Origin of the sequence: Bacillus sp. MUM 13, from assembly GCF_001866725.1 — a bacterium.
Classification (GTDB): domain Bacteria; phylum Bacillota; class Bacilli; order Bacillales; family DSM-1321; genus Peribacillus.
In genome coordinates this window covers 42,504-61,045 of record NZ_MLYQ01000017.1, presented here as the reverse complement: position 1 = coordinate 61,045, position 18,542 = coordinate 42,504, and the positions used below count along the sequence as shown (strand labels likewise).

At 42.1% G+C, this 18,542-nt stretch carries 20 protein-coding genes; 8 read left to right on the top strand and 12 right to left on the bottom strand.

All coding sequences use genetic code 11. The features are described from left to right. Positions 1-125: 125 nt before the first annotated feature. The 4 genes from BIV59_RS05900 (at position 126) to BIV59_RS05885 (ending at position 3,151) form a co-directional block, all read left to right on the top strand. On the top strand, positions 126-1,403 hold the full coding sequence (locus BIV59_RS05900) for an IS110 family RNA-guided transposase (RefSeq protein ID WP_071350533.1): 1,278 nt from the start codon (positions 126-128) through the stop codon (positions 1,401-1,403). Between the two features lie 390 nt (positions 1,404-1,793). Beyond that, positions 1,794-2,081 carry a DUF3817 domain-containing protein gene (locus tag BIV59_RS05895; RefSeq protein WP_071350532.1) on the top strand — a complete coding sequence of 96 codons (288 nt, stop codon included), beginning with the start codon at positions 1,794-1,796 and terminating at the stop codon, positions 2,079-2,081. 94 nt (positions 2,082-2,175) lie between these two features. Continuing rightward, complete coding sequence (locus tag BIV59_RS05890; RefSeq protein ID WP_071350531.1) at positions 2,176-2,499, top strand: hypothetical protein; 324 nt, start codon at positions 2,176-2,178, stop codon at positions 2,497-2,499. Between the two features lie 253 nt (positions 2,500-2,752). Then, positions 2,753-3,151 (top strand): nucleoside 2-deoxyribosyltransferase, encoded by a 399-nt coding sequence (locus BIV59_RS05885; RefSeq protein ID WP_071350530.1) that lies wholly within the window; start codon positions 2,753-2,755, stop codon positions 3,149-3,151. Positions 3,152-3,207: 56 nt separating this feature from the next. On the opposite strand, the gene BIV59_RS05880 is transcribed toward BIV59_RS05885, so the two are convergent. Both BIV59_RS05880 and BIV59_RS05875 read right to left on the bottom strand, forming a co-directional pair. Continuing rightward, positions 3,208-3,687 (bottom strand): hypothetical protein, encoded by a 480-nt coding sequence (locus BIV59_RS05880; protein WP_071350529.1) that lies wholly within the window; start codon positions 3,685-3,687, stop codon positions 3,208-3,210. Positions 3,688-3,849: 162 nt separating this feature from the next. Next, entirely contained in the window at positions 3,850-4,266 is a 417-nt protein-coding gene (locus BIV59_RS05875) for a universal stress protein (RefSeq protein ID WP_071350528.1), read from the bottom strand. A gap of 344 nt (positions 4,267-4,610) precedes the next feature. Between BIV59_RS05875 and BIV59_RS05870 the strand changes: the two genes are divergently transcribed. Together BIV59_RS05870 and BIV59_RS23540 are read left to right on the top strand one after the other, a co-directional pair. Beyond that, positions 4,611-4,826 (top strand): type 2 periplasmic-binding domain-containing protein, encoded by a 216-nt coding sequence (locus BIV59_RS05870; protein WP_071350527.1) that lies wholly within the window; start codon positions 4,611-4,613, stop codon positions 4,824-4,826. Further along, on the top strand, positions 4,826-5,002 hold the full coding sequence (locus BIV59_RS23540) for a type 2 periplasmic-binding domain-containing protein (protein ID WP_170846093.1): 177 nt from the start codon (positions 4,826-4,828) through the stop codon (positions 5,000-5,002). Before BIV59_RS05870 ends, BIV59_RS23540 begins: the two co-directional genes overlap by 1 nt. A gap of 287 nt (positions 5,003-5,289) precedes the next feature. Here BIV59_RS23540 and BIV59_RS22705 read toward each other — a convergent pair whose 3' ends face one another. Together BIV59_RS22705 and BIV59_RS05865 are read right to left on the bottom strand one after the other, a co-directional pair. Then, on the bottom strand, positions 5,290-5,442 hold the full coding sequence (locus BIV59_RS22705) for a YpzG family protein (RefSeq protein WP_083392062.1): 153 nt from the start codon (positions 5,440-5,442) through the stop codon (positions 5,290-5,292). Positions 5,443-5,580: 138 nt separating this feature from the next. Next, entirely contained in the window at positions 5,581-5,889 is a 309-nt protein-coding gene (locus BIV59_RS05865) for a hypothetical protein (RefSeq protein ID WP_071350526.1), read from the bottom strand. A 550-nt stretch (positions 5,890-6,439) separates the two neighbouring features. On the opposite strand from BIV59_RS05865, the gene BIV59_RS05855 reads away from it, so the two are divergent. Then, positions 6,440-6,676: a hypothetical protein gene (locus tag BIV59_RS05855; protein ID WP_071350524.1), complete on the top strand. Its 237-nt coding sequence runs from the start codon at positions 6,440-6,442 to the stop codon at positions 6,674-6,676. A gap of 699 nt (positions 6,677-7,375) precedes the next feature. Here BIV59_RS05855 and BIV59_RS05850 read toward each other — a convergent pair. The 6 genes from BIV59_RS05850 to BIV59_RS23535 form a co-directional block, all read right to left on the bottom strand. Continuing rightward, the gene (locus BIV59_RS05850; RefSeq protein WP_071350523.1) at positions 7,376-9,001 is read right to left on the bottom strand and encodes a PAS domain S-box protein; all 1,626 of its coding nucleotides are present in this window, start codon (positions 8,999-9,001) and stop codon (positions 7,376-7,378) included. A gap of 196 nt (positions 9,002-9,197) precedes the next feature. Beyond that, a complete protein-coding gene (gene cstA, locus BIV59_RS05845; RefSeq protein ID WP_071350522.1) occupies positions 9,198-11,012 on the bottom strand; it encodes a carbon starvation protein CstA in 1,815 nt (604 codons plus the stop codon). Positions 11,013-11,157: 145 nt separating this feature from the next. Continuing rightward, positions 11,158-11,892, bottom strand: a complete 735-nt coding sequence (locus tag BIV59_RS05840; protein ID WP_071350521.1) for a LytR/AlgR family response regulator transcription factor — start codon at positions 11,890-11,892, stop codon at positions 11,158-11,160. Beyond that, the gene (locus tag BIV59_RS05835; protein WP_071350520.1) at positions 11,867-13,654 is read right to left on the bottom strand and encodes a sensor histidine kinase; all 1,788 of its coding nucleotides are present in this window, start codon (positions 13,652-13,654) and stop codon (positions 11,867-11,869) included. The genes BIV59_RS05840 and BIV59_RS05835 overlap by 26 nt, the downstream gene beginning before the upstream one ends. Before the next feature lie 318 nt (positions 13,655-13,972). After that, a complete protein-coding gene (locus BIV59_RS05830; protein WP_071350519.1) occupies positions 13,973-14,470 on the bottom strand; it encodes a TspO/MBR family protein in 498 nt (165 codons plus the stop codon). Positions 14,471-14,603: 133 nt separating this feature from the next. Further along, on the bottom strand, positions 14,604-14,747 hold the full coding sequence (locus BIV59_RS23535) for a hypothetical protein (RefSeq protein WP_170846092.1): 144 nt from the start codon (positions 14,745-14,747) through the stop codon (positions 14,604-14,606). Between the two features lie 153 nt (positions 14,748-14,900). Between BIV59_RS23535 and BIV59_RS05825 the strand changes: the two genes are divergently transcribed. Continuing rightward, a complete protein-coding gene (locus tag BIV59_RS05825) occupies positions 14,901-15,395 on the top strand; it encodes a YbaK/EbsC family protein (protein ID WP_481747415.1) in 495 nt (164 codons plus the stop codon). Positions 15,396-15,453: 58 nt separating this feature from the next. On the opposite strand, the gene BIV59_RS05820 is transcribed toward BIV59_RS05825, so the two are convergent. Both BIV59_RS05820 and asnB read right to left on the bottom strand, forming a co-directional pair. Next, the gene (locus tag BIV59_RS05820) at positions 15,454-16,389 is read right to left on the bottom strand and encodes an aldo/keto reductase (RefSeq protein ID WP_071350518.1); all 936 of its coding nucleotides are present in this window, start codon (positions 16,387-16,389) and stop codon (positions 15,454-15,456) included. Between the two features lie 116 nt (positions 16,390-16,505). Next, positions 16,506-18,329 (bottom strand): asparagine synthase (glutamine-hydrolyzing), encoded by a 1,824-nt coding sequence (asnB, locus tag BIV59_RS05815; protein ID WP_071350517.1) that lies wholly within the window; start codon positions 18,327-18,329, stop codon positions 16,506-16,508. Positions 18,330-18,542: the final 213 nt, after the last annotated feature.

The window sequence follows — 18,542 nt, the reverse complement described above, 5'->3', positions numbered from 1 at the left end:
AGGAGCATTCCTGTTAGAAGGATTTTCGGGGACTTGAACAAAAAAGAGCCCTCTTGGTATGATACGGGGTGTCAAAACGTGCACCGAATTGACCCCTAACTTAGATAACCAAGGAGGACTCCAACATGGATTTTAAACAAAATCACAAAATAAATCAAGTCACCGAAAATACACTCGTAATCGGAATCGATATTGCAAAGCGAAAACACTTCGCCTGCTTTGTTGATGACCGTGGGCGTGTGCTCCAAAAATCTTTTTCGGTATTACAGTCCAGCCATGGTTTTGATCGTTTTTACGAGCATATTTTGGCTGCCATGAAGGAATACAAAAAGACGGAGGTCATTGTCGGGATTGAACCTACAGGCCATTACTGGCTTAATCTAGCCTATTTCCTTGAGGAACGAGGTATTCCCCTTGTGATGACCAATCCGATGCACGTTAAGCGGTCAAAAGAATTGGATGACAACTTGCCAACCAAACATGATCGTAAAGATGCATTAGTTATCGCTCGCCTGATTAAAGATGGACGCTTTAGTTATCCTCGTATCCTAAAGGACGTGGAGGCTGAACTCCGAGTCGGGTCAACGTTCCGAAGTAAGTTGACAGAGGGACTGGGAGCTATCAAAAACATGATCATTCGCTGGCTGGACCGCTATTTCCCTGAATTCACCCAAGTCTTTTCATCGTTTGGGAAGATGGCAATGGCTGTCCTGGAGTGTACACCATTTCCGGATGACCTTCACCAGAAACAACCGGATGAAGTTTTAGCACAATACCGGCAAGTGGAGGGCATTAAATCTCCCCAATGGCCGAAAGCAGTTCGACTCATTGAAGTAGCTTCTAACTCCATCGGAGTAACGGAGGGACGGGAGATGGCCCGTATAGAAATCGCCACGCTCGTTCGTCGTTATCACCAGTTGGAGCAGGAGATTGAAAGTATTACGCAGCACCTGGTTGAACTTATCAAAACATCCGTAGAATACCAATGGCTCTCAACGGTTCCTGGACTTGGAGATACCACGATTGTCGATTTACTAGCTGAAATCGGAAGCTTTTCTCACTATGAAAATCCACGCCAACTAATCAAACTCGCGGGATTGACATTACGGGAAAGTTCCTCCGGCCAGCACAAAGGGCAAAAGCGAATTTCCAAAAGGGGCAGAAGAAAGCTTCGTGCCCTCCTATTCCGAGTGATGATGCCGATGATTCGCCATAATGAAGCTTTTAAAAGGCTCCATGATTACTACACAAACCGTAAGAATAATCCGTTACGCAAGAAGCAATCAATCGTGGTACTATGCGGAAAACTCTTAAAAGTTCTCCATGGAATCAGCACGAAGCACAAAGCGTTTGACGCAAAGCGAATGATGAGGGATATTCCTAGTCTCGCAGAGGCTATGTAAAGTCTTGCATCCCTTTAAAGACCTAGACAACAGGATGACACGGAGAAGCTGGCACTATTTTTTCCATTCGACCTCGAGTCCCTAAAGGAGCTTCGCTAGCCTCTGCCTTATGACTAGACCGAACGAAGGAATGTAGGCACTTTGATGCCCAGAGACATGGGAGGGTACGTCATCATAAGTTACGCAGAGATCCATTGTGCACCGTATATTGAACGCTCACCACTTTACCATAATTACCCAGTGGTGACCGCGTAGCGTACCCACCAATTGTAAGAGAATCACATATTTATCAATTTAAGTTAGTTTGTGTGTCGAAAAAAATTTTTTGACACCCCAACAACGGGTCAAACCGTTGATAAATCAACATTTATAGAGGGAGGATGAACAAGCATGTGGAAATCACACATAGGCTTTCTCCGTGGAATTGGGCTGATTGAGGGCGTTTCATATTTAGTTCTGCTTTTTATCGCCATGCCGTTAAAATATTTTGCGCATGTTCCTATCTTTGTGAGGATTTTTGGAATGGCCCACGGTGTGTTGTTTGTGCTATTTGTCCTTGCCCTTATTGGGGTTTGGAGCAAGCACCGATGGTCACTGATTCGAGTGTTAGGCGCATTTACCGCTTCATTGCTGCCTTTCGGTACCTTTCTCTTGAATGGGCGCCTGCCAAAAGATTGAGTAAATACAGCTTATCAAAAAGAAGTGGGCATAAGCTCACTTTTTTACTTTTCAGCGGGGAATACAGTAAAATGAGAAAAAAGGGAGGAAGACAATGGGACACGCACAAATTATCGAAAGCAGATTAGAAAAGGAGCAAAACCGCTATATTTTTCTCGGTTTATACACAGCGGATGATTATACCAGCTCTGTGACTGGGGATTTCGTCTTTATCCATTGGCTCGATAATGAAGGAGTGAATGGGGTAATAAAAGGCACTGCACACTTTGAGGAATATTGGATGAATGAAATGGATCCGAGCAGGCAGCAAGAAGTGAAGCAGCAAATAAATGCCTCCGTCAAGGACTACCTCAGAGAAAATAGATTGAAGTTTATGCTGGAAGGATATAACGTCGGCTTAAGATTAGGGGAGAATTAAATTCTCCTCTTTTTTTAGGCTGTTTTCGTAAGCTTTGCCGCTATGGGACAAGGGGATCATTTCCGATTCAGGATACTCGCTTTCCGCGGGGCGGGCGGTGAGCCATTGCTGCATTCCTTTTCCTAATATCGGAGGTTAGGCATGATAATGTGCGGATTACATTCTGGTGTCAGAACAAGAAGGAATTAAGAAACCTCAAGCAGAAATCTTTAATGGGTGTTAGGTATTCTGGTATATGAAAGGGGATGAAGGAATGAAGTTTTATATTGGTTCAAGTTTTCAAAATATAAAACAAGTTAGACATGTTGCAAAAGTACTAACACTTAATGGATTTATCCACACCTATGATTGGACTGGAAATGAAAGAGCAAATACTCTTGATAAGCTGCAAAGTATAGGAGAAGAAGAAAAGCAGGCAGTTACGGAATCTGATTTTGTAATTATTCTTCTGCCAGGAGGGAAAGGAAGTCATATTGAGTTAGGCATGGCGCTGGGCTTAGGCAAACCCTTATATTTGTATTCTCCTTCAGATGAGATTAATGATCCCGCTGGGTCAAGCACGTTTTACCATATTTCAGGTGTAAATAAATTTACAGGCAGCATAGATGACTTTCTGCTTCACTTGTTAAAACATGAATTAGTACCGGACTAAAAGTAATGCATTAAACCGCTAAGAACATTCTTTTTCTTGCCTCAAAGGCAGAAGTACTACTCGTGGTACAGTTTATACAGCTTTTTATATGTCACAGTGATTTCTTCAAGGAAAGCCTGAAGCTGCCTATATTTCTGCAGGGGGACTTTTGCGCCGAATTTTTCATCGAGTTCTATAAGTTCAAGCTGGTGCCAATTGCTGAGGTCATCTTTCTCCAGCAAATGAAGGTTTTTATGGACGATTGCCCGGATCTTGTTAATAAGCTCATTCCATTTTTCCGCATCCTGAATGACAGGGATATCATTTTCAGGGATGATTGCCCCGTCAAAGGTTCCTTTTGAAGCGGTATAAAAGCTGTTCTTGAGCTTCTCCATATGAGTCAAACTGATGCTGAAGAGCTCGTTATATACCTCTTTTAGCTTTTGTTCATTGATTACTTGTTTTTTTAATTTTTTTCCTTGTGAGTTCTCTTTTATATAAAGTAAAAGTGTAGTGAATACCGTAGTTATCAATGGAATAAGCAGGATGTTTATCATGATTGTGCCGCCTTCCTACATTGATGATTCCCTCAAATGGCAGGTTGTAAAGAGTATATGCCCCGGGCTCCGATAGATGATTGATGGAAGAATGAACAGATAAAAAAAACCCTGCAGCAAAAATGCAGGGGGGAGACTTACCAAAATTTAAGCAAGACCTGCTTACTTTACAATGATAACCGGACACTCCGCACTTTGGGCAACACGGTGGCTTATGCTTCCAAGCAGGGCTTCCTTAATGATGCTTTTTCCGGTGGTGCCCATCACAATGGCATCATAATGGTGCTCTGCAGCAAAATCTCTGATAATCTGTGAGGGATCTCCTTCAAAGTTATGTGTTTCATACGAAATGCCTGATTCAGACAAAAATTGTATAGCAGGTTTTAGAATATCCTGATTTTCTTCATCCATTAATTGATCAAGATCCATGTACGCTGGTTCCTGCAGCGGAAGGTTTCTTGTCACATGAAGAATGGACAATTTTTCCGAGTTCAATGCTTTTGCAAGTGATGCAGCATGCATCAAAGCCCGTGATGAAGACGCAGAACCATCAAATCCTACTAAAATTTTCTTATACATATAAACTCCTCCTATCATGAATACTGATTTCCGCTCTATCGCCAGCTGGCAAAATTATCTTTGAGCTTAAACAGAGCTGTGTTAAGAAATAAACGTAAAATAAATATGTATAACACAAATGTTCCTTCAAGGAAAATATACCCTGAATTTTATACGCCTAACCGCCAGTTAGAAAATTCATGATATTAGAAACAATACTGAGGAAGGAAGAGAAGTGTTGTTGAGCAAGAAATAGACCAGTCCTCAACAATCAAAGACTGGCCTGTTTATTCCGCATATTACGGAAAGTAAGCGGTGCATAGTAGGAACCTGCTTTTGATATTCTATTTAAAAAGGATATTTTTTTGCTGCTCTTTGGACGGTTACCAACTTGGCAGCCAGATCTGATCAGCTCGTTTTTAGCGCCGCAAAAAAATATCTATTTTCAGCAGCTGGTAGCAGGAAATGAATTTATGGCCCATTTGCTGGAAAAAGGGGAAATAGATATGTGCATTTCTTCTACACCGATTGAAGGCTCAGACATTGAATGGATTCTGCTGTTAACGGAGGAGATTATTTAATGGTTCCTGGAAATCATCATTTAGCAGGAAGTGAAAGTATTGATCTTGAGGAAGTGAAAAATGAGGCATTCATCAGCTCAAATAGCGGATTGGGAGTGAGAAATATTACGGATTATTATTGCCGGGAAGCAGGCTTTGTTCCGTTAATTCCTTTTAGGAAGATGAAACGATGGTGATTGCAAGGCTGGTTCAGTAAGGGCTTGGAGTTGCCTTTGTTCCAGCCTTGATTTGGCATATAGCACCCCAAAAGTACGTATCTCTGCTGCCTATTAAAAAACCTGTTTGCGAGCGGACCATTGGTGCCGGAGGATTCAAACGAAGGCATCCTTCTATTGCTGCTGCGAACTTCTTTGAGAATGTGATTGATTATATTGCTAATATCTCTTCCAGGATTACAAGAAACCTTTAAAGAAAGCAAGAAAGAAGACATTAAGCTGTCTTCTTTCCTGTTTCTTACTATCCTTTACCACCTGTGAGCCTTTGCATTGCTTCTTAGTATAATGTTTGTCTGCGACATCGCAGTATGTCCATTTACTTGAGAGTTCGAACGCTTAGGTCTTGTCCAATTATGGTGAAACTGCTGTGAATGCGGATCTAGATGTTCTCTATAACTCATTCTAAGATCACCTCATCATTAGGATTGGATAGCAGGAAACCTTTGATATTGCATGAATATCATTTAAGAGTATGTGATAAATGCCTGAAAAAAATACATAGCTGTTCTTGTGGATTAAATCATGTTAGTGCAGTACCCTTAAGCTTCTCTTTTGATATTATGAAGATCCTTGAAGACGATGCCAGTCAAAATATATTGAAGATACATACAGTCATTTAAGTTTTTTTTGCTGATATACTGCAGGTTAACAAGCAGATCGTTAAGCTGTTCTTTGCTTAAATGTGTTAATAGCAAATTAATGGCCTTTGTTTTGCTGATCTTTATATGTTCCTTTCGATTTGCCTTAATAGCCATTTCTTTAAACGGGGAAATATAGAGGGTAAACAAATCCTTCATCTCGTTTGTTGTCAAATTGGAACCAGACCTGTCGAATGTCCTTTTCTCCATTTGCCGTCTCCTTCTTTCAGAGCATATTTTTAAAATATTTTAATTTTCTTTATATTTCCATACCCCGTATCAGCAGATTCAATCAAATTTCGCTACAGAATTATTGCGATATAAAAAAATGGTAGTAAAGACTTGCGCAGAAGGTAAGTGTAAATTTGTAAAAATACCACAAAAAGGATATTTTAACCTTCCTATTTCATGTGCCGCCAACTGCGAAAAAACCCGAACTGGAACAGATTTCCGTTTAATATTTGAAAGCTGTCTGGAGATTAAGCTGGAGATAACTGCCCGGAAAATCAGGCTGGCCAGAAAGGCGCGGGCTGATAAAAGCTGTATTTTAGATCATTAATGAAAAACAGATAATTAAATAACGCATGATTCCCCTCCTTTCTGCTGCTTGTTCTCCTTTTTGACAAATTTCAGTCCTTATCGTCGGTTTTTGTTTATATCATCTTGGCAGCTGCGGTGTTAATATTAAGAAAAATCTAAATATTATTACGGGTTACTTTTATCGAACGGAGTCCCTCCTAATAATAGAAAGGGGGATTTAATGAAAGAGCTGATAAGAGGCATGGTATTGGAGCTATCCAAAAGACCATTGTCCGGGAGCGAAGTTGTCCATACATTTAAACTTAATCAAGAAGATATTGTGTCTGTATCATATGACAATAACATTTCGATATATCATTTAAATCTTATAAAGAAGCAGCAAGTGGTCTATTGTTTCGACGAACATGAAGCGGCCGATGTGATTGTGCAGCAGCTTGCAAAATGCCATAAAAACTGACCATTCATGAGCCATCATTAATGAGCGGTTTTTTTTTGCTGTTTTTTAAGCTATGCTGCTATGTAACAATGTGTTTCTTTTCAGCGGAGCGGGCGTGGATCCCCCTCACTGCGCCATTTTAGAAATGCTGAGGAAAACGAGCGTTTTTCACCGCAAATTAATGAGTCTTCTTATAGGGAAACCTAAATCAAAAGGCAAGATAGAATCTGGGAATAATCAGTAACTGTTTTACAGGAGCATAAGAAATATTCCGCGTCATTTAAATGGGGATAAAGCCAATATTCATCATCGGTTTAGAATATGTTTCCTGTGGCTTGTATTGACAAATTGGACTTTTTTTTGGCAGTAAACCGCTCCTGATTGTCATGGCAGGCAATTAAGGTATCTACCTGGTTTGATATAAAGGTACATTGTCCGCTCTTGTTTTACAAAAACATTACCTGTTGTAGTTATTATGTTTTTATATAAATTATTCGGCATCTCAGGTGCGGCACAGGCTGGAACTGATACCGGCGGCTTTGCACAGCGTCCGACTGCAGAAATGTATGCCCGGTCACTTTAGATTAATATCCCTGTAAATGAAAAATGAGATGTTATCATTCGCTGATATAAGAGGAGCCGGCTGGGATAAGCAGCCGGCTTTTGGTTTATCAATTTTTTTAACAATGGGGAACGTGCATTTCACCCAAGCCTGCCTGTTTAATGAATAGGCAAACAGATTTGTACTTCTGTGCCTTTTCCGATTTCGCTTTGAAAGGTCATCTTACCTTTATGGGCCTCTATGATCCTGTAGCTGACAGTCAATCCAAGGCCAGTGCCTTTTTCTTTGGAAGAGTAAAAAGGCTCTCCTAAATGCCTGACCCTGTCTTCCTCGATGCCGCAGCCATCATCCTTAATGGTCATGATTACCCAGCCGCCTTTGGTGTTGAAGTCGATCCAGATATGCCGGGAAGAGGCTTCAATGGAATTTTTAATAATATTAATGAAAACCTGCTTCAAACCATTCGCTTCACAGGAAATGGGCGGGACGCTGTTTTTTGCATTTATTAATAGCTCAGAACTGTAGTAGGCGGCTTCCGGCTCAAGAAGGGTATTCACATCGCGAAGCAGCTGGATAAGATTGTGCTTCTTAAAATGGGATTCCTGCGGTTTGGCGAGAACAAGCAGTTCGCTGACAATCTGGTTGATTCGATCAAGCTCGCTTAACATAATTGAGTAATAGTTTTGATATTGTGTTTCGTTATCCTTCAATAGCTGAACAAAGCCTTTCAGGGAAGTTAACGGGTTCCGGACCTCATGGGCTACACTCGCAGCAAGCTCGCCGACAACCGATAGCTTTTCTGTTTTCCTTAGGATGGCTTCAGTTTCCCTTATTGCTGTGACATCCTTGGCATAGCCGATAATCCCGGCCATTTCTCCATCAATCAGGATAGGGACGAATGTGCAGGATAAAAGGAAGACCTCGTCATTTACAGAATTGAACCGGAAGTCCCCGCTTGTAATGCCGGCTTTGCTTTCTTTTACTTGATCAATTGAACGCTTCAGATTAATTCTATCTTCGGTATCTGCAATAAAATCGCTGATGCAGGCTCCGGAAAGCTGATTATGGAAAGGTCCTGTGATGTTTCTGAATTTGGGATTGACGTTGGTGATATTTCCATGCAGATCCATCATGAAAACTGGGTCAGGATTATAATCAAATAGGGATTTATACTGCTGCTGGCTGTCGGATAGTCTTTTTTCAGCCTTTACCCGCTCAGTAATATCTCTTCCAATGACCACTAGAGCCCTTCTGGAACCGTCTTCATGGAAAAGGGGAACCTTAATGGTGTCGAAGGTTTTGATCTCTCCATCAGGAAGGGGGATCTTTTCTTCGCAGCGTGTTATATGGCCCTTTTTCCAGGTTTCTTCATCAGAAACCTCGCAATATAGCAATGCTTCATTATAAAAGCTTGTATAATTGGCTAACTCAGAATCCTTTTTCCCTTTATAATCAACATGCTCCAGCTCAAATAGCCTTCTGCCAAAATCATTTGCTTCTATCCATCTGCCATTACCATCTTTGAAATTGACAAAATCGACCATTGAGTTTATTAAGGTCTGCAATCGCTGCTGGTCTTCATCAAGGCCGTCCGACTTTTTCCTGGCAGCAATAAAAAAATGCAGCATAATTCCAGAGAATACTATGAATATAACACTGAGGATAAATTGTATGATTGCTATCCCATTCAACTGTTGAACAAAGAAGAGGAGACAGAAGTCAAAGAGCAGGAAAACGGCAATACCCAATAAGATATAGATAAGCAAATTGTTATGTTTAATCATGATTGTTTCCCTCGATTTCCCAAACACTTGTACTAATAAAAATTATTTCAAATATATATTTTAACAGAAAAAAGATGGAAAAGATATACATCGGGCCAAAGGAACGCTGCTTGATCCGCGACTTTTCCTTTGAAGGTTTAGCGGAGCTTTGAAAAAGATAAATAAAAAGCGGGCAGAATAGCTCTGCCCGCTTTGATCATGAAGAAGCTTTACTGTATTGAGGAGGGGGATCTTCTGCTAAACGATTCTGCCCATTCCACGATTGAAGCCAGTTTTTCACTGCCGCTATCATGATAACCACACCCAATACGAGCATGATGATGGAAAGTACGGCATTGAGCACGCTGTAACCTGCTGCTTCTGTGTTTAAGTAAACATTTTTCACCATCCAGTAACCTGCATAGTTCACGGTTATATACAAATATGCCAGCGGAATCAGGCATGTCAGCATATATCTTCGCTTATCAGCCACTTTGAGAATAACGGTAGCCCCGATAATCAGGCCAATGGATGCCATCAGCTGATTGGAAACACCAAATAATGCCCAAACAGATCCGATATCTCCGGAAAACAACAGGTAGCCCCATAATAAGCATGCTAAGGCACTAGCGAATATGTTCCCCGGAAGCCAGTCTGTGTTTTTCATAGGTTTATAAAATGCCCCTGCAAAGTCCTGGATAATATAACGGGCAACCCTTGTACCGGAATCGATGGCAGTAAGGATGAATAGTGCTTCGAACATAATGACGAATTGAAAGAAGAAGGATGCAAGCTTTGAAAACCACGGAATATCCGTGAAAATATATGTCATTCCTACAGCAAGTGTTACAGCACCGCCTGTGCGCCCTTCGAGATTTAGGCCGATTTCTTTGCTTAACGTTCCGAGCCTGACAGTGTTCATTCCGAGTGTCTTGAAAACTTCCGGTGCAGAGTTAATGGCGAAATAGTCACCTGGATGCAGCGCTGTGGCAGCAACCAGGGCCATGATTCCGACGAGGCACTCTACGAGCATCGCTCCAAAGCCGATTGGTTTAATATCGCTCCAGCGGTCAAGCATTTTTGGTGTCGTTCCTGAACCTACAAAGGCATGAAACCCCGAGATTGCCCCGCAGGCAATGGTAATGGAGATGAAAGGCCAGACCGGACCATTCATAACTGGGCCGCCGCCTTTTATGAACTCCGTGAATGCTGGCATGTGCAGACTAGGATTTACAATAAAGACACCAGCGATAAGTGCTATAAAGACGCCAATTTTCATGAAGCTGCTTAAATAATCACGAGGTGCCAAAAGAAGCCAGACAGGAAGCGCAGCCGCAAAAAATGCATAAATTGGCAGGATGATGGATAGTGAGGTAATATCCAGCGTCAGAAAATCGCCAAGAGCAGAATGCTGTATGTATGGCCCGGAAAAAACAGCGGCCAAAATCAGGACAAAACCAACAATGGAAGCTCCTTTTAAGTTTCCTGTTTTCTTATGATAGATTCCGACTCCCATTGCGATAGGAATCGTGATACCGACGGAAAAAGTACCCCAAGGGTTATTTTCCAGTGCATGAAGTACGACCATGGAAAGCCCTGCCATCGTAATGGTTATGATGAAAAGCATGGCAAGTCCTGTACAGAAGCCGGCTACAGGTCCCAATTCTTTTTTTGCCACTTCGGCAAGTGATTGGCCATTCTGCCGCATCGATGCAAATAATACAACGGCATCGTGAACGGCACCGCCGATGACCGCGCCAATCAGCAGCCAAAGCAAGCCGGGGAGATAGCCGAATTGGGCGGCAAGGATGGGCCCGACTAGAGGGCCGGCGGCAGCTATAGCTGCAAAGTGATGTCCGAATGTTACCCAGCGATTTGTCGGTACATAATCCTTTCCGTCTTCCAAGGCGTGTGCAGGTGTCTGCTTGGAATCATCCAGTTTTAATACTTTAGCAGCCATAAATGTGCCGTATAAACGATAAGCAATCATTAATATACAAATCGAACCGATAACCATAGTAATTGCATTCATCTCTATGCCTCCCGTAACGTTGTTATACGGTAACTATACCCCATGAAATAGAGTGTGACAGCGTTTTCAAAGTGACATGCCGGAAATGAAGGCTGAAATGCAGAATGATTCTGCTGAGTTACATTTTTCTTGCACAATATCCTATCTAAAATCCAAGCAGACTTTTTAATTCCTTTACATAGGTGCGGCTCACAGGAATTCTGGATTTGTCTGACATGATGAGGTTATAGGTTGAGTTGAACCATGGCTCTATTTCTTTAATATGATTCATATTCACCAGGTAACTGCGGTGAACTCTTACAAAGTATGGCTGGCTGAGTTTTTTCTCAAGAATGATCAGCGGTTCGGACACCTTATATTCCATGTTTAGAGTCTTAATGATCGTTCCATTATCAGTCCCTACATAGATAATGGAATCGATATCTGCCATGACAATTTTTTCAGCAGTCATGATGGCAAGCTTTCCGGCCTTTTCAGCAGTTAACTTTGGCTTGTTTGTTTCGGTGTAACTGCCTATTGTCTTTATGCCCAGTATTTTATTTATCGTTTTCTTTATTCTATTTTCATCGAAAGGCTTTAACAGATAATCAGCTGCATCTAAGTCAAAAGCCTGAAGCGCATATTCATCATAAGCTGTAGCAAAAACAACAGCAGGTGCCGGATCCATCTTCTTGAGCTTTTCAGCCAGTGTGATGCCGCTTTCCCCCGAGAGCTCGATATCGATGAAAACAAGATCGGGTGTCAGTGCTTCTGCCTTTTTTAATGCTTCATCTATCGTGCCTGCCTCTCCGATTATTTCTACTTGTTCTGTCTGAAGCAGGAGGTATTTCAATTCATCTCTTGCCAGCGGTTCGTCATCCGTGATGAGGGCTTTCAGCATAACGTTCATTTCCACCTTTCTGCAAAATTTCAAGCGGTATATTAAGCGTGACCGAGGTTCCTGTTCCTTCAAGGCTTTTTATTTCAAAGCTGGCGTCATAGTTGTACATTCCTTCCAGGCGTTCCCTGATATTAACCAGTGCTGTCCCTGAACCCTGCTCGGAATGTACCTCCTTTTTTCCGAGAGCCTCAAGCTTGGCAGGGGATATTCCTTGCCCATTGTCCGTTACATCTATATACAGCCGGTTTTCCTTTGCACAGGCAGTGACCTGGACTTCACCTGGGGCATTGGAATGCAAAAAGCCATAGCGGATTGCATTTTCAACAAGAGGCTGAAGGGTGAAGGGCGGAAGCAGGCACTTTTCGAGACCGGGTTCAATGTCAAAAGCAACATGGTATTTATCCGGAAATCTGGCTTGCTCCAATGATAAATATGCCTTTACATGCTCCAGCTCCTTATCAAGCGGGATAAACATCTGTCTGGCACCCTGCAGGTTGCTTCTGAAAAACTGGCTGAGTTCCAGGAGCAGCTTTCTTGCCTTCTCCGCATCTGTCCTGCATAAAACAGAGATGGTATTAATGGCATTAAAGAGAAAATGAGGGTGTACCTGTGATTGCAAGGCCTTGATTTCTGCATTTTTCAGCAATTTGCTCTGCCGTTCTGCTTCCGCAAGCTCCAGCTGTGCAGAAAATAATTTGGCCAGTCCTTCAGCCAGCTCATGTTCGACTTTCCCTAAGGAATTCGGGTTTTTAAAATACAGCTTGAGTGTGCCTGCTGTTTTATCATGAACTTTCAAAGGAAGGACAACTGCTGCCCTCAGAGGGCAGTCATTATGGAGACAGAGAATCTCCTCCCGGCTTTTGGCCGTCAAGATGGTGCCTTGCATAAGTACTTGTTTTGTCAGTTCGGTAGAAAACCCTTTTGTGGGAACATGATGGTCTGAGCCTGCGCCGGCATGGGCAAGAACACTGCTTGAATCTGTAATTGCAATTGCATCTGCATCTGTAAGGTCCAGCATAATTTTGGCCACTTCTTTACATGAAACAGAATTGAGGCCTTGCCGGAAATATGGAAGGGTCTTGTCAGCAATATCAAAGGCTTTATTTGTCTGAAGGGCCTTTGTACGCTCTTCTTCCCGCAGGATGGATTGAATGATCAGCATGAACAGCAGAGTCCCAAAGCCATTAATGGCTACCATAGGGATTCCGATCATTTGAACAAGATCCCAGGCACGTTCAATGGGCCTGGTCACCAAAATGATAATTGCCATTTGGACAATTTCCATTAAACAGCCTGCGGCTGCCGCATACCATGGCTGTATTGAGGAATTTTCTTTATTTTTTTTTCCAAGGTATCCTGCGGCCACACCGGCTAAAATGGCTGAGACAGCACATGCTTCCGCTGTGAATCCTCCCAGCATAAGTCTGTGGATTCCTGCAATAAGGCCAATGCCAAGCCCGACAAGCGGCCCGCCAAGCAGGGAACCAATGGCAATCCCCATAATTCTCGTATTGGCAATCGCACTATCAGGCTCCAGATTATAAAGCCAATTGCCTTTGCCTACTAAACTATGATGTATTTCTATGCCTGTATAATTACTAATGACGGCAAAAGCGCCAAATACAAGAACGAGAAATCCTTTTTCCTTTAATCCTTGTTCATTGTGGATGATACGCCGGAATGGCTTGAATTGTGAAAGAAGGAATACTGCAATTAAAATAATGCCTACTCTTTCTATCATTAGCGGGAGCAAATTGATCATGGCCTGCTCCTTTCATTTCCCGAAAATTTGAGTCCTTTGGCTGATGAATATATTGAAGTGTTCATCCAGCCATCAGATAGGGAGTTTCACCTTTATTTTACAATAGTAATGAAATAGTTGTCGAATATTGAAAAAATTCTGGTGGCCATTATGTAAGGGATATTAGGGGCAGCCTTAGCGGTGGCATGCACCGTAGGGGACGGTCCAAATTGGAGGGTGAAGATTTTCGGCACTCTGCACTTTACCAGTAAGCAGGGATACGAAAATGAGAAAAGCCGGCATTGAAAGAACATAATCCGCAAATAACCGGCTGCTGTATCATTTATTCAATTTCCAGACGGAATAGTTTAGGCCAAGGGCGAAGGTAACCCAGGCCGCGTAAGGCATCATTGCAAGCCCTGCAATTTTGTCGTGCTGATAAAATTCATATACGGTCAATGTCAGAACGCTGAGAAAAAGGGCAATTTCCACAAAGGCTGTACCTCTAAGCCCCCACTTAAAGAATAAGAAAGACCATAAAAAATTAAGCCCAAGCTGTACATTATACAAGTTTTGAGCAGGCTTTCGGTCTTTTTCGGCTGTTTTATCTGCAGAAATTCTATAGTCTGCTATTCCCATGATGGTATACAAACCTGTCCACACAGCCGGAAACACCCAAGATGGAGGAGAAAAAGAGGGCTTTTTCAGATGGCGGTAAATTTCCTTGGCATTTTTTGCAGCAAGGATTCCTGCCAGTGAGCCTCCGACAACTGGAATTAAAATATGTGCTGCCAATTTCCCGGTTTTTACCCGGCCATTCACCTTGAAAATATTCATTTATATTCATCGCTCCTTTCGAAATATCTGCCTTTTGCATGAATTAATTAGAGTTTGTGCATAATCAGCGAAATTAGTGCATCAAAAAAAGAATTCAACAAGGAAGATTGAATTCTTTTTGATGATGGAGCAGTTAGTTGTTTAATAGTTCATTATCCAATTCACCAGGAGCATAATTTTGAGATTGATTGAATAAGTGTGTCAGGTATGTAGTTAATTCAAATCCCTCTGCGTTGATAAATTCAGTAAACCTCACTTCATTCTTTTCGTTCATCATGATTACCTCCTATTATTTAATGATTTATAATAAGAGTATTCCCAATCTATGAACCTTTTAAAACCTGAAAAAATTGGAAGTTTGTTCAGAGATCAAGAAGCCGATAGAGGCAGTGAAGCAGGGCGTTTTTGGGAAAAAAATGGCCGGGGGGTAATGACATTGACGATTGATAGTGTTAAATCTCATTTTAGGAAAATTGGGAGGGAAGGGGATATCCTGGAGTTTGACCAGTCTAGTGCTACAGTGGAATTGGCAGCTGCTGCTCTTGGAGTGGAACCCGCAAGAATTGCCAAAACCCTATCCTTCAGGGGTGAAGGGGAAAGGGCTCTTCTGATTGTATCTGCAGGAAATACAAAAATTGATAATAAAAAGTTTAAGAAGACGTTTGGATTTAAAGCACGGTTCCTTTCTCCTGCAGAAGTGCTGGAACAAACAGGGCATGAGGTCGGCGGTGTTTGCCCGTTTGGGCTTAAAAATGATTGTGACGTTTTCATTGATATTTCCGTTAAGGAGTTTGATACCCTGTTTCCGGCATGCGGAAGCTCTCACTCAGCCATCGAGCTCACAAAGGAAGAACTTTTTCAAATATCCGGGGCAAAAGAGTGGGTGGATGTATGTAAGCTGCAGGAGCTGAATCCTGCTAACTGATATCCCGTATTCATTCACAGCAAAAAAGGACCAGTCTGGTCCTTTCCTTTAAAAAGCATTAGCTAAAAATACTGCTGATTTTATCAACTTCCTGCGGAGTCAAGTGCACATCTAGCGTCTTAAGGTTTCTGACAACCTGCTCAGGCACTTTGGCGCCAGGTATTAAGGCGTCAATCGAATCCTGGTGAAGATACCAGGCAAGCACAACATTTGCTACTTCAGCATGCTTGGCGTCGGCGATCTTTGAGACCTCTTCGACTTTTGCCAAATTCCGTTCAAATGCTTCTCCCTGGAACATCGGGTTCTTCGCACGGCCATCGTCAAATTTGGTATCTTTTGTATATTTGCCTCCTAAAAGACCTGCAGCAAGCGGGAAATAAGGAACAAATGAAATGTTATTCTTTGAAGTGTAAGGCAGAGTATCTTTTTCTGCACCGCGTTTAAACAGATTATATTCTGATTGAAGAACATCTACATATCCATCTTTATTTGCCTGTTTTAACTGCTCTAAAGAAAAATTGGATACTCCGATTGCACGGATTTTTCCAGCATCCTTCAACTCCTTTAAAGCGCCTACTGCTTCATCCTTAGGAGTGTTTTCGTCTGGGAAATGAATATAAAATAAGTCGATGTAGTCTGTCTGAAGCCTTTTTAAACTGCTTTCGACAGAGTCCTTTAAAAATGCAGGAGAGTTATCTATGACGATCTTGCCATCTTCAAATCTATGAGCGCCTTTTGTTGCTATCACAACCTCATCACGGCTTCCTCTTTGCTTGAGAACCTCGCCGATCAGTTCCTCTGAACGTTCCGGTCCGTATATAAAGGCTGTATCCAGGAAGTTGATTCCATGGTCCAATGCATTGCGGACAACTTCTTTGCCCGTTTCTTCATTTAAATTCGGATATATATTATGTCCGCCCACTGCATTTGTTCCTAATCCAATCGGATTTACATACAAGTCTGTCTTTCCAATACGTGTTTTTTGATCAGCCATGATTTACTCCATCTCCTTTTATTAGACATATAGATATCATAACAAGTTAGGCCGTAAAACAAAAACGATCGAATTCGGAAAAATGTGTTTTTTTAGTTGGGATTTTTTTATAGCGCTTATTCTATAACAATATGATATTCCTTGAGCCAGGCATTAATTTGCAGGAGATAATCCAGAAGCCCTCTTGCCGCCGTACCGGTTATGTGTTCGTTTTTTCCTTCTGCAGCAAGCCTGACTTCTGCTCCATCAATCAATGGAAGGATTGGCGACTCTGGATCATCTAACACATGAAGCATCAGGTTTGAGATGCCATTTAAATAGGCTTGGTCCTTGGTGCTTGGATAAGCACTTTTTCTCCTGTTGCGCACATCATCCGGCAATATGCCCGCAAAGGCACGGCGGAGTATCCCTTTTTCAATGTTATCAATGCTTTTTACTTCATAAGGCACATTCCATAAATATTCGACGAGCCTGTAATCACAAAAGGGAACACGCACTTCAAATCCAGTCATCATGCTGGCCCGGTCCTTGCGGTCAAGCATAAATGGCAGGAAGCGGGTGATGAACATATAGGACATTTGACGCTGTTTTCTTTGCATGCCAGTTTCTCCTTCGAGGAATGGCACTTCATCCAGCGCTTCTTGGAAACGCCTTCTCCGGTATTCTTCCGGCTGTATTTTTTGCTTCATTTCAGGTGAAAGGATATTTGTTAAATAGCCAAGATTCAAAAGCCAAGGGAAAACATCAGCATCCAGGAATTTCTCCTGATGAAACCATGGATAACCAGAAAAAACTTCATCAGCAGACTCACCGGAAAGATCGACCGTCGCTTCTTTTTTCATCTCAGTAAATAAAAGGTAAAGGGATGTTTCGAGTTCTCCGACGCCAGGCAGGTCACGCGCACGCATGGGAACCAGCAAATTCTCTATTAATTTATCTGCGCCAAAGACAATGGAGTGATGATCGGTTCCGACATATTCAGCAACCTTTTTTACCCAAGGTTCATCCAGGTCGCGCCTCAGGAAGTCTTCTTCAAAGTCTTTATCATTATTTACGAAATCGATAGAGTAGGTATGGAGTGTTTTTCCTTCTTTTTTATATTCCGTGCCAGCAAGAGCTGTTAATCCCGATGAATCCAGTCCCCCGGATAGCATGGAAACAAGAGGGACATCTGAAACAAGCTGCTTATGAACAGTATCTTTCAGAAGGCTTCTTATTTTTTCTTCTGTTTGTTTTACATCATCATCATGAAGCTTGCTTTCAAGCTGCCAGTAGCGCTGATTTTTGGAACCGGCCGAGTTAAAAGTAATGTAGTGTCCGGCACGAACCTCTTTAATGTTTTTGAAGACCCCGTTGCCTGGGGTGCGCATCGGGCCGAGTGCGAAAATCTCTGCAAGCCCTTCAGCATTCACTTTCGCCTCTACTTGAGGATGAGAAAGAAGAACCTTTATTTCAGATCCAAAAATGATAGAGTCGCCAACTTGTGTATAAAACAGGGGTTTCACACCCAGATGATCACGTCCAAGCAGCAGCTGGTCTTTTTCTTCATCCCAAATCCCAAAGGCGAAGATTCCATTCAGGCGGTTTAGGCAGTCTTCCTGCCATTCAAGATAAGAGTGAAGCAGTACTTCTGTATCAGATGCCGTGCTGAATATATGTCCTTTCTCTTCAAGCTCTTTCCGCAGTTCCTGATAATTATAGAGTTCTCCATTATATGTCAAGGCAATTGTATAACTGTTTTTCTGATATAACATAGGCTGCCGCCCGCCATCTGGATCAATGACTATCAGCCTGCGGTGTCCCAAAGCAGCCTTATTTGACATGAAATATCCGTCTGCATCTGGACCTCTGTGAATGATTGAATCTGTCATCTTTTTAAGGATTTCTGTCTGTTCTGAGAGATCTTCCCTCCAATTAATCCATCCTGCTATTCCGCACATGCTTATTCCCTCTTTCTGTGAGTGTGATAAGTAAAATATAACATTTACGTTAACGTTACATTTTGATCGTGCAATCTTGAAGAGATTTTATCCTCACGGCATATCAGCCATTATGGAAAAACCAGATTCATGTTTTATCGTATGGGTATTATTGGGGGAATTCAACCTTTTCAGCCTTATATTCGAAAAAATCCTAAGATAGTCCCATTCGCT

What these genes read in the sequence shown, in the direction of transcription:
- BIV59_RS05820 (WP_071350518.1), bottom strand. Translation starts at nt 16,389, where the DNA reads ATGGCTGATCAAAAAACACGTATTGGAAAGACAGACTTGTATGTAAAT.
- asnB (WP_071350517.1), bottom strand. Translation starts at nt 18,329, where the DNA reads ATGTGCGGAATAGCAGGATGGATTAATTGGAGGGAAGATCTCTCAGAA.
- BIV59_RS23535 (WP_170846092.1), bottom strand. Translation starts at nt 14,747, where the DNA reads ATGATGAACGAAAAGAATGAAGTGAGGTTTACTGAATTTATCAACGCA.
- BIV59_RS22705 (WP_083392062.1), bottom strand. Translation starts at nt 5,442, where the DNA reads ATGAGTTATAGAGAACATCTAGATCCGCATTCACAGCAGTTTCACCAT.
- BIV59_RS05850 (WP_071350523.1), bottom strand. Translation starts at nt 9,001, where the DNA reads ATGATTAAACATAACAATTTGCTTATCTATATCTTATTGGGTATTGCC.
- BIV59_RS05840 (WP_071350521.1), bottom strand. Translation starts at nt 11,892, where the DNA reads ATGCTGAAAGCCCTCATCACGGATGACGAACCGCTGGCAAGAGATGAA.
- BIV59_RS05875 (WP_071350528.1), bottom strand. Translation starts at nt 4,266, where the DNA reads ATGTATAAGAAAATTTTAGTAGGATTTGATGGTTCTGCGTCTTCATCA.
- BIV59_RS05830 (WP_071350519.1), bottom strand. Translation starts at nt 14,470, where the DNA reads ATGAATATTTTCAAGGTGAATGGCCGGGTAAAAACCGGGAAATTGGCA.
- BIV59_RS05865 (WP_071350526.1), bottom strand. Translation starts at nt 5,889, where the DNA reads ATGGAGAAAAGGACATTCGACAGGTCTGGTTCCAATTTGACAACAAAC.
- BIV59_RS05855 (WP_071350524.1), top strand. Translation starts at nt 6,440, where the DNA reads ATGAAAGAGCTGATAAGAGGCATGGTATTGGAGCTATCCAAAAGACCA.
- BIV59_RS05825 (WP_481747415.1), top strand. Translation starts at nt 14,901, where the DNA reads ATGACATTGACGATTGATAGTGTTAAATCTCATTTTAGGAAAATTGGG.
- cstA (WP_071350522.1), bottom strand. Translation starts at nt 11,012, where the DNA reads ATGAATGCAATTACTATGGTTATCGGTTCGATTTGTATATTAATGATT.
- BIV59_RS05835 (WP_071350520.1), bottom strand. Translation starts at nt 13,654, where the DNA reads ATGATCAATTTGCTCCCGCTAATGATAGAAAGAGTAGGCATTATTTTA.
- BIV59_RS23540 (WP_170846093.1), top strand. Translation starts at nt 4,826, where the DNA reads ATGGTTCCTGGAAATCATCATTTAGCAGGAAGTGAAAGTATTGATCTT.
- BIV59_RS05880 (WP_071350529.1), bottom strand. Translation starts at nt 3,687, where the DNA reads ATGATAAACATCCTGCTTATTCCATTGATAACTACGGTATTCACTACA.
- BIV59_RS05900 (WP_071350533.1), top strand. Translation starts at nt 126, where the DNA reads ATGGATTTTAAACAAAATCACAAAATAAATCAAGTCACCGAAAATACA.
- BIV59_RS05885 (WP_071350530.1), top strand. Translation starts at nt 2,753, where the DNA reads ATGAAGTTTTATATTGGTTCAAGTTTTCAAAATATAAAACAAGTTAGA.
- BIV59_RS05890 (WP_071350531.1), top strand. Translation starts at nt 2,176, where the DNA reads ATGGGACACGCACAAATTATCGAAAGCAGATTAGAAAAGGAGCAAAAC.
- BIV59_RS05895 (WP_071350532.1), top strand. Translation starts at nt 1,794, where the DNA reads ATGTGGAAATCACACATAGGCTTTCTCCGTGGAATTGGGCTGATTGAG.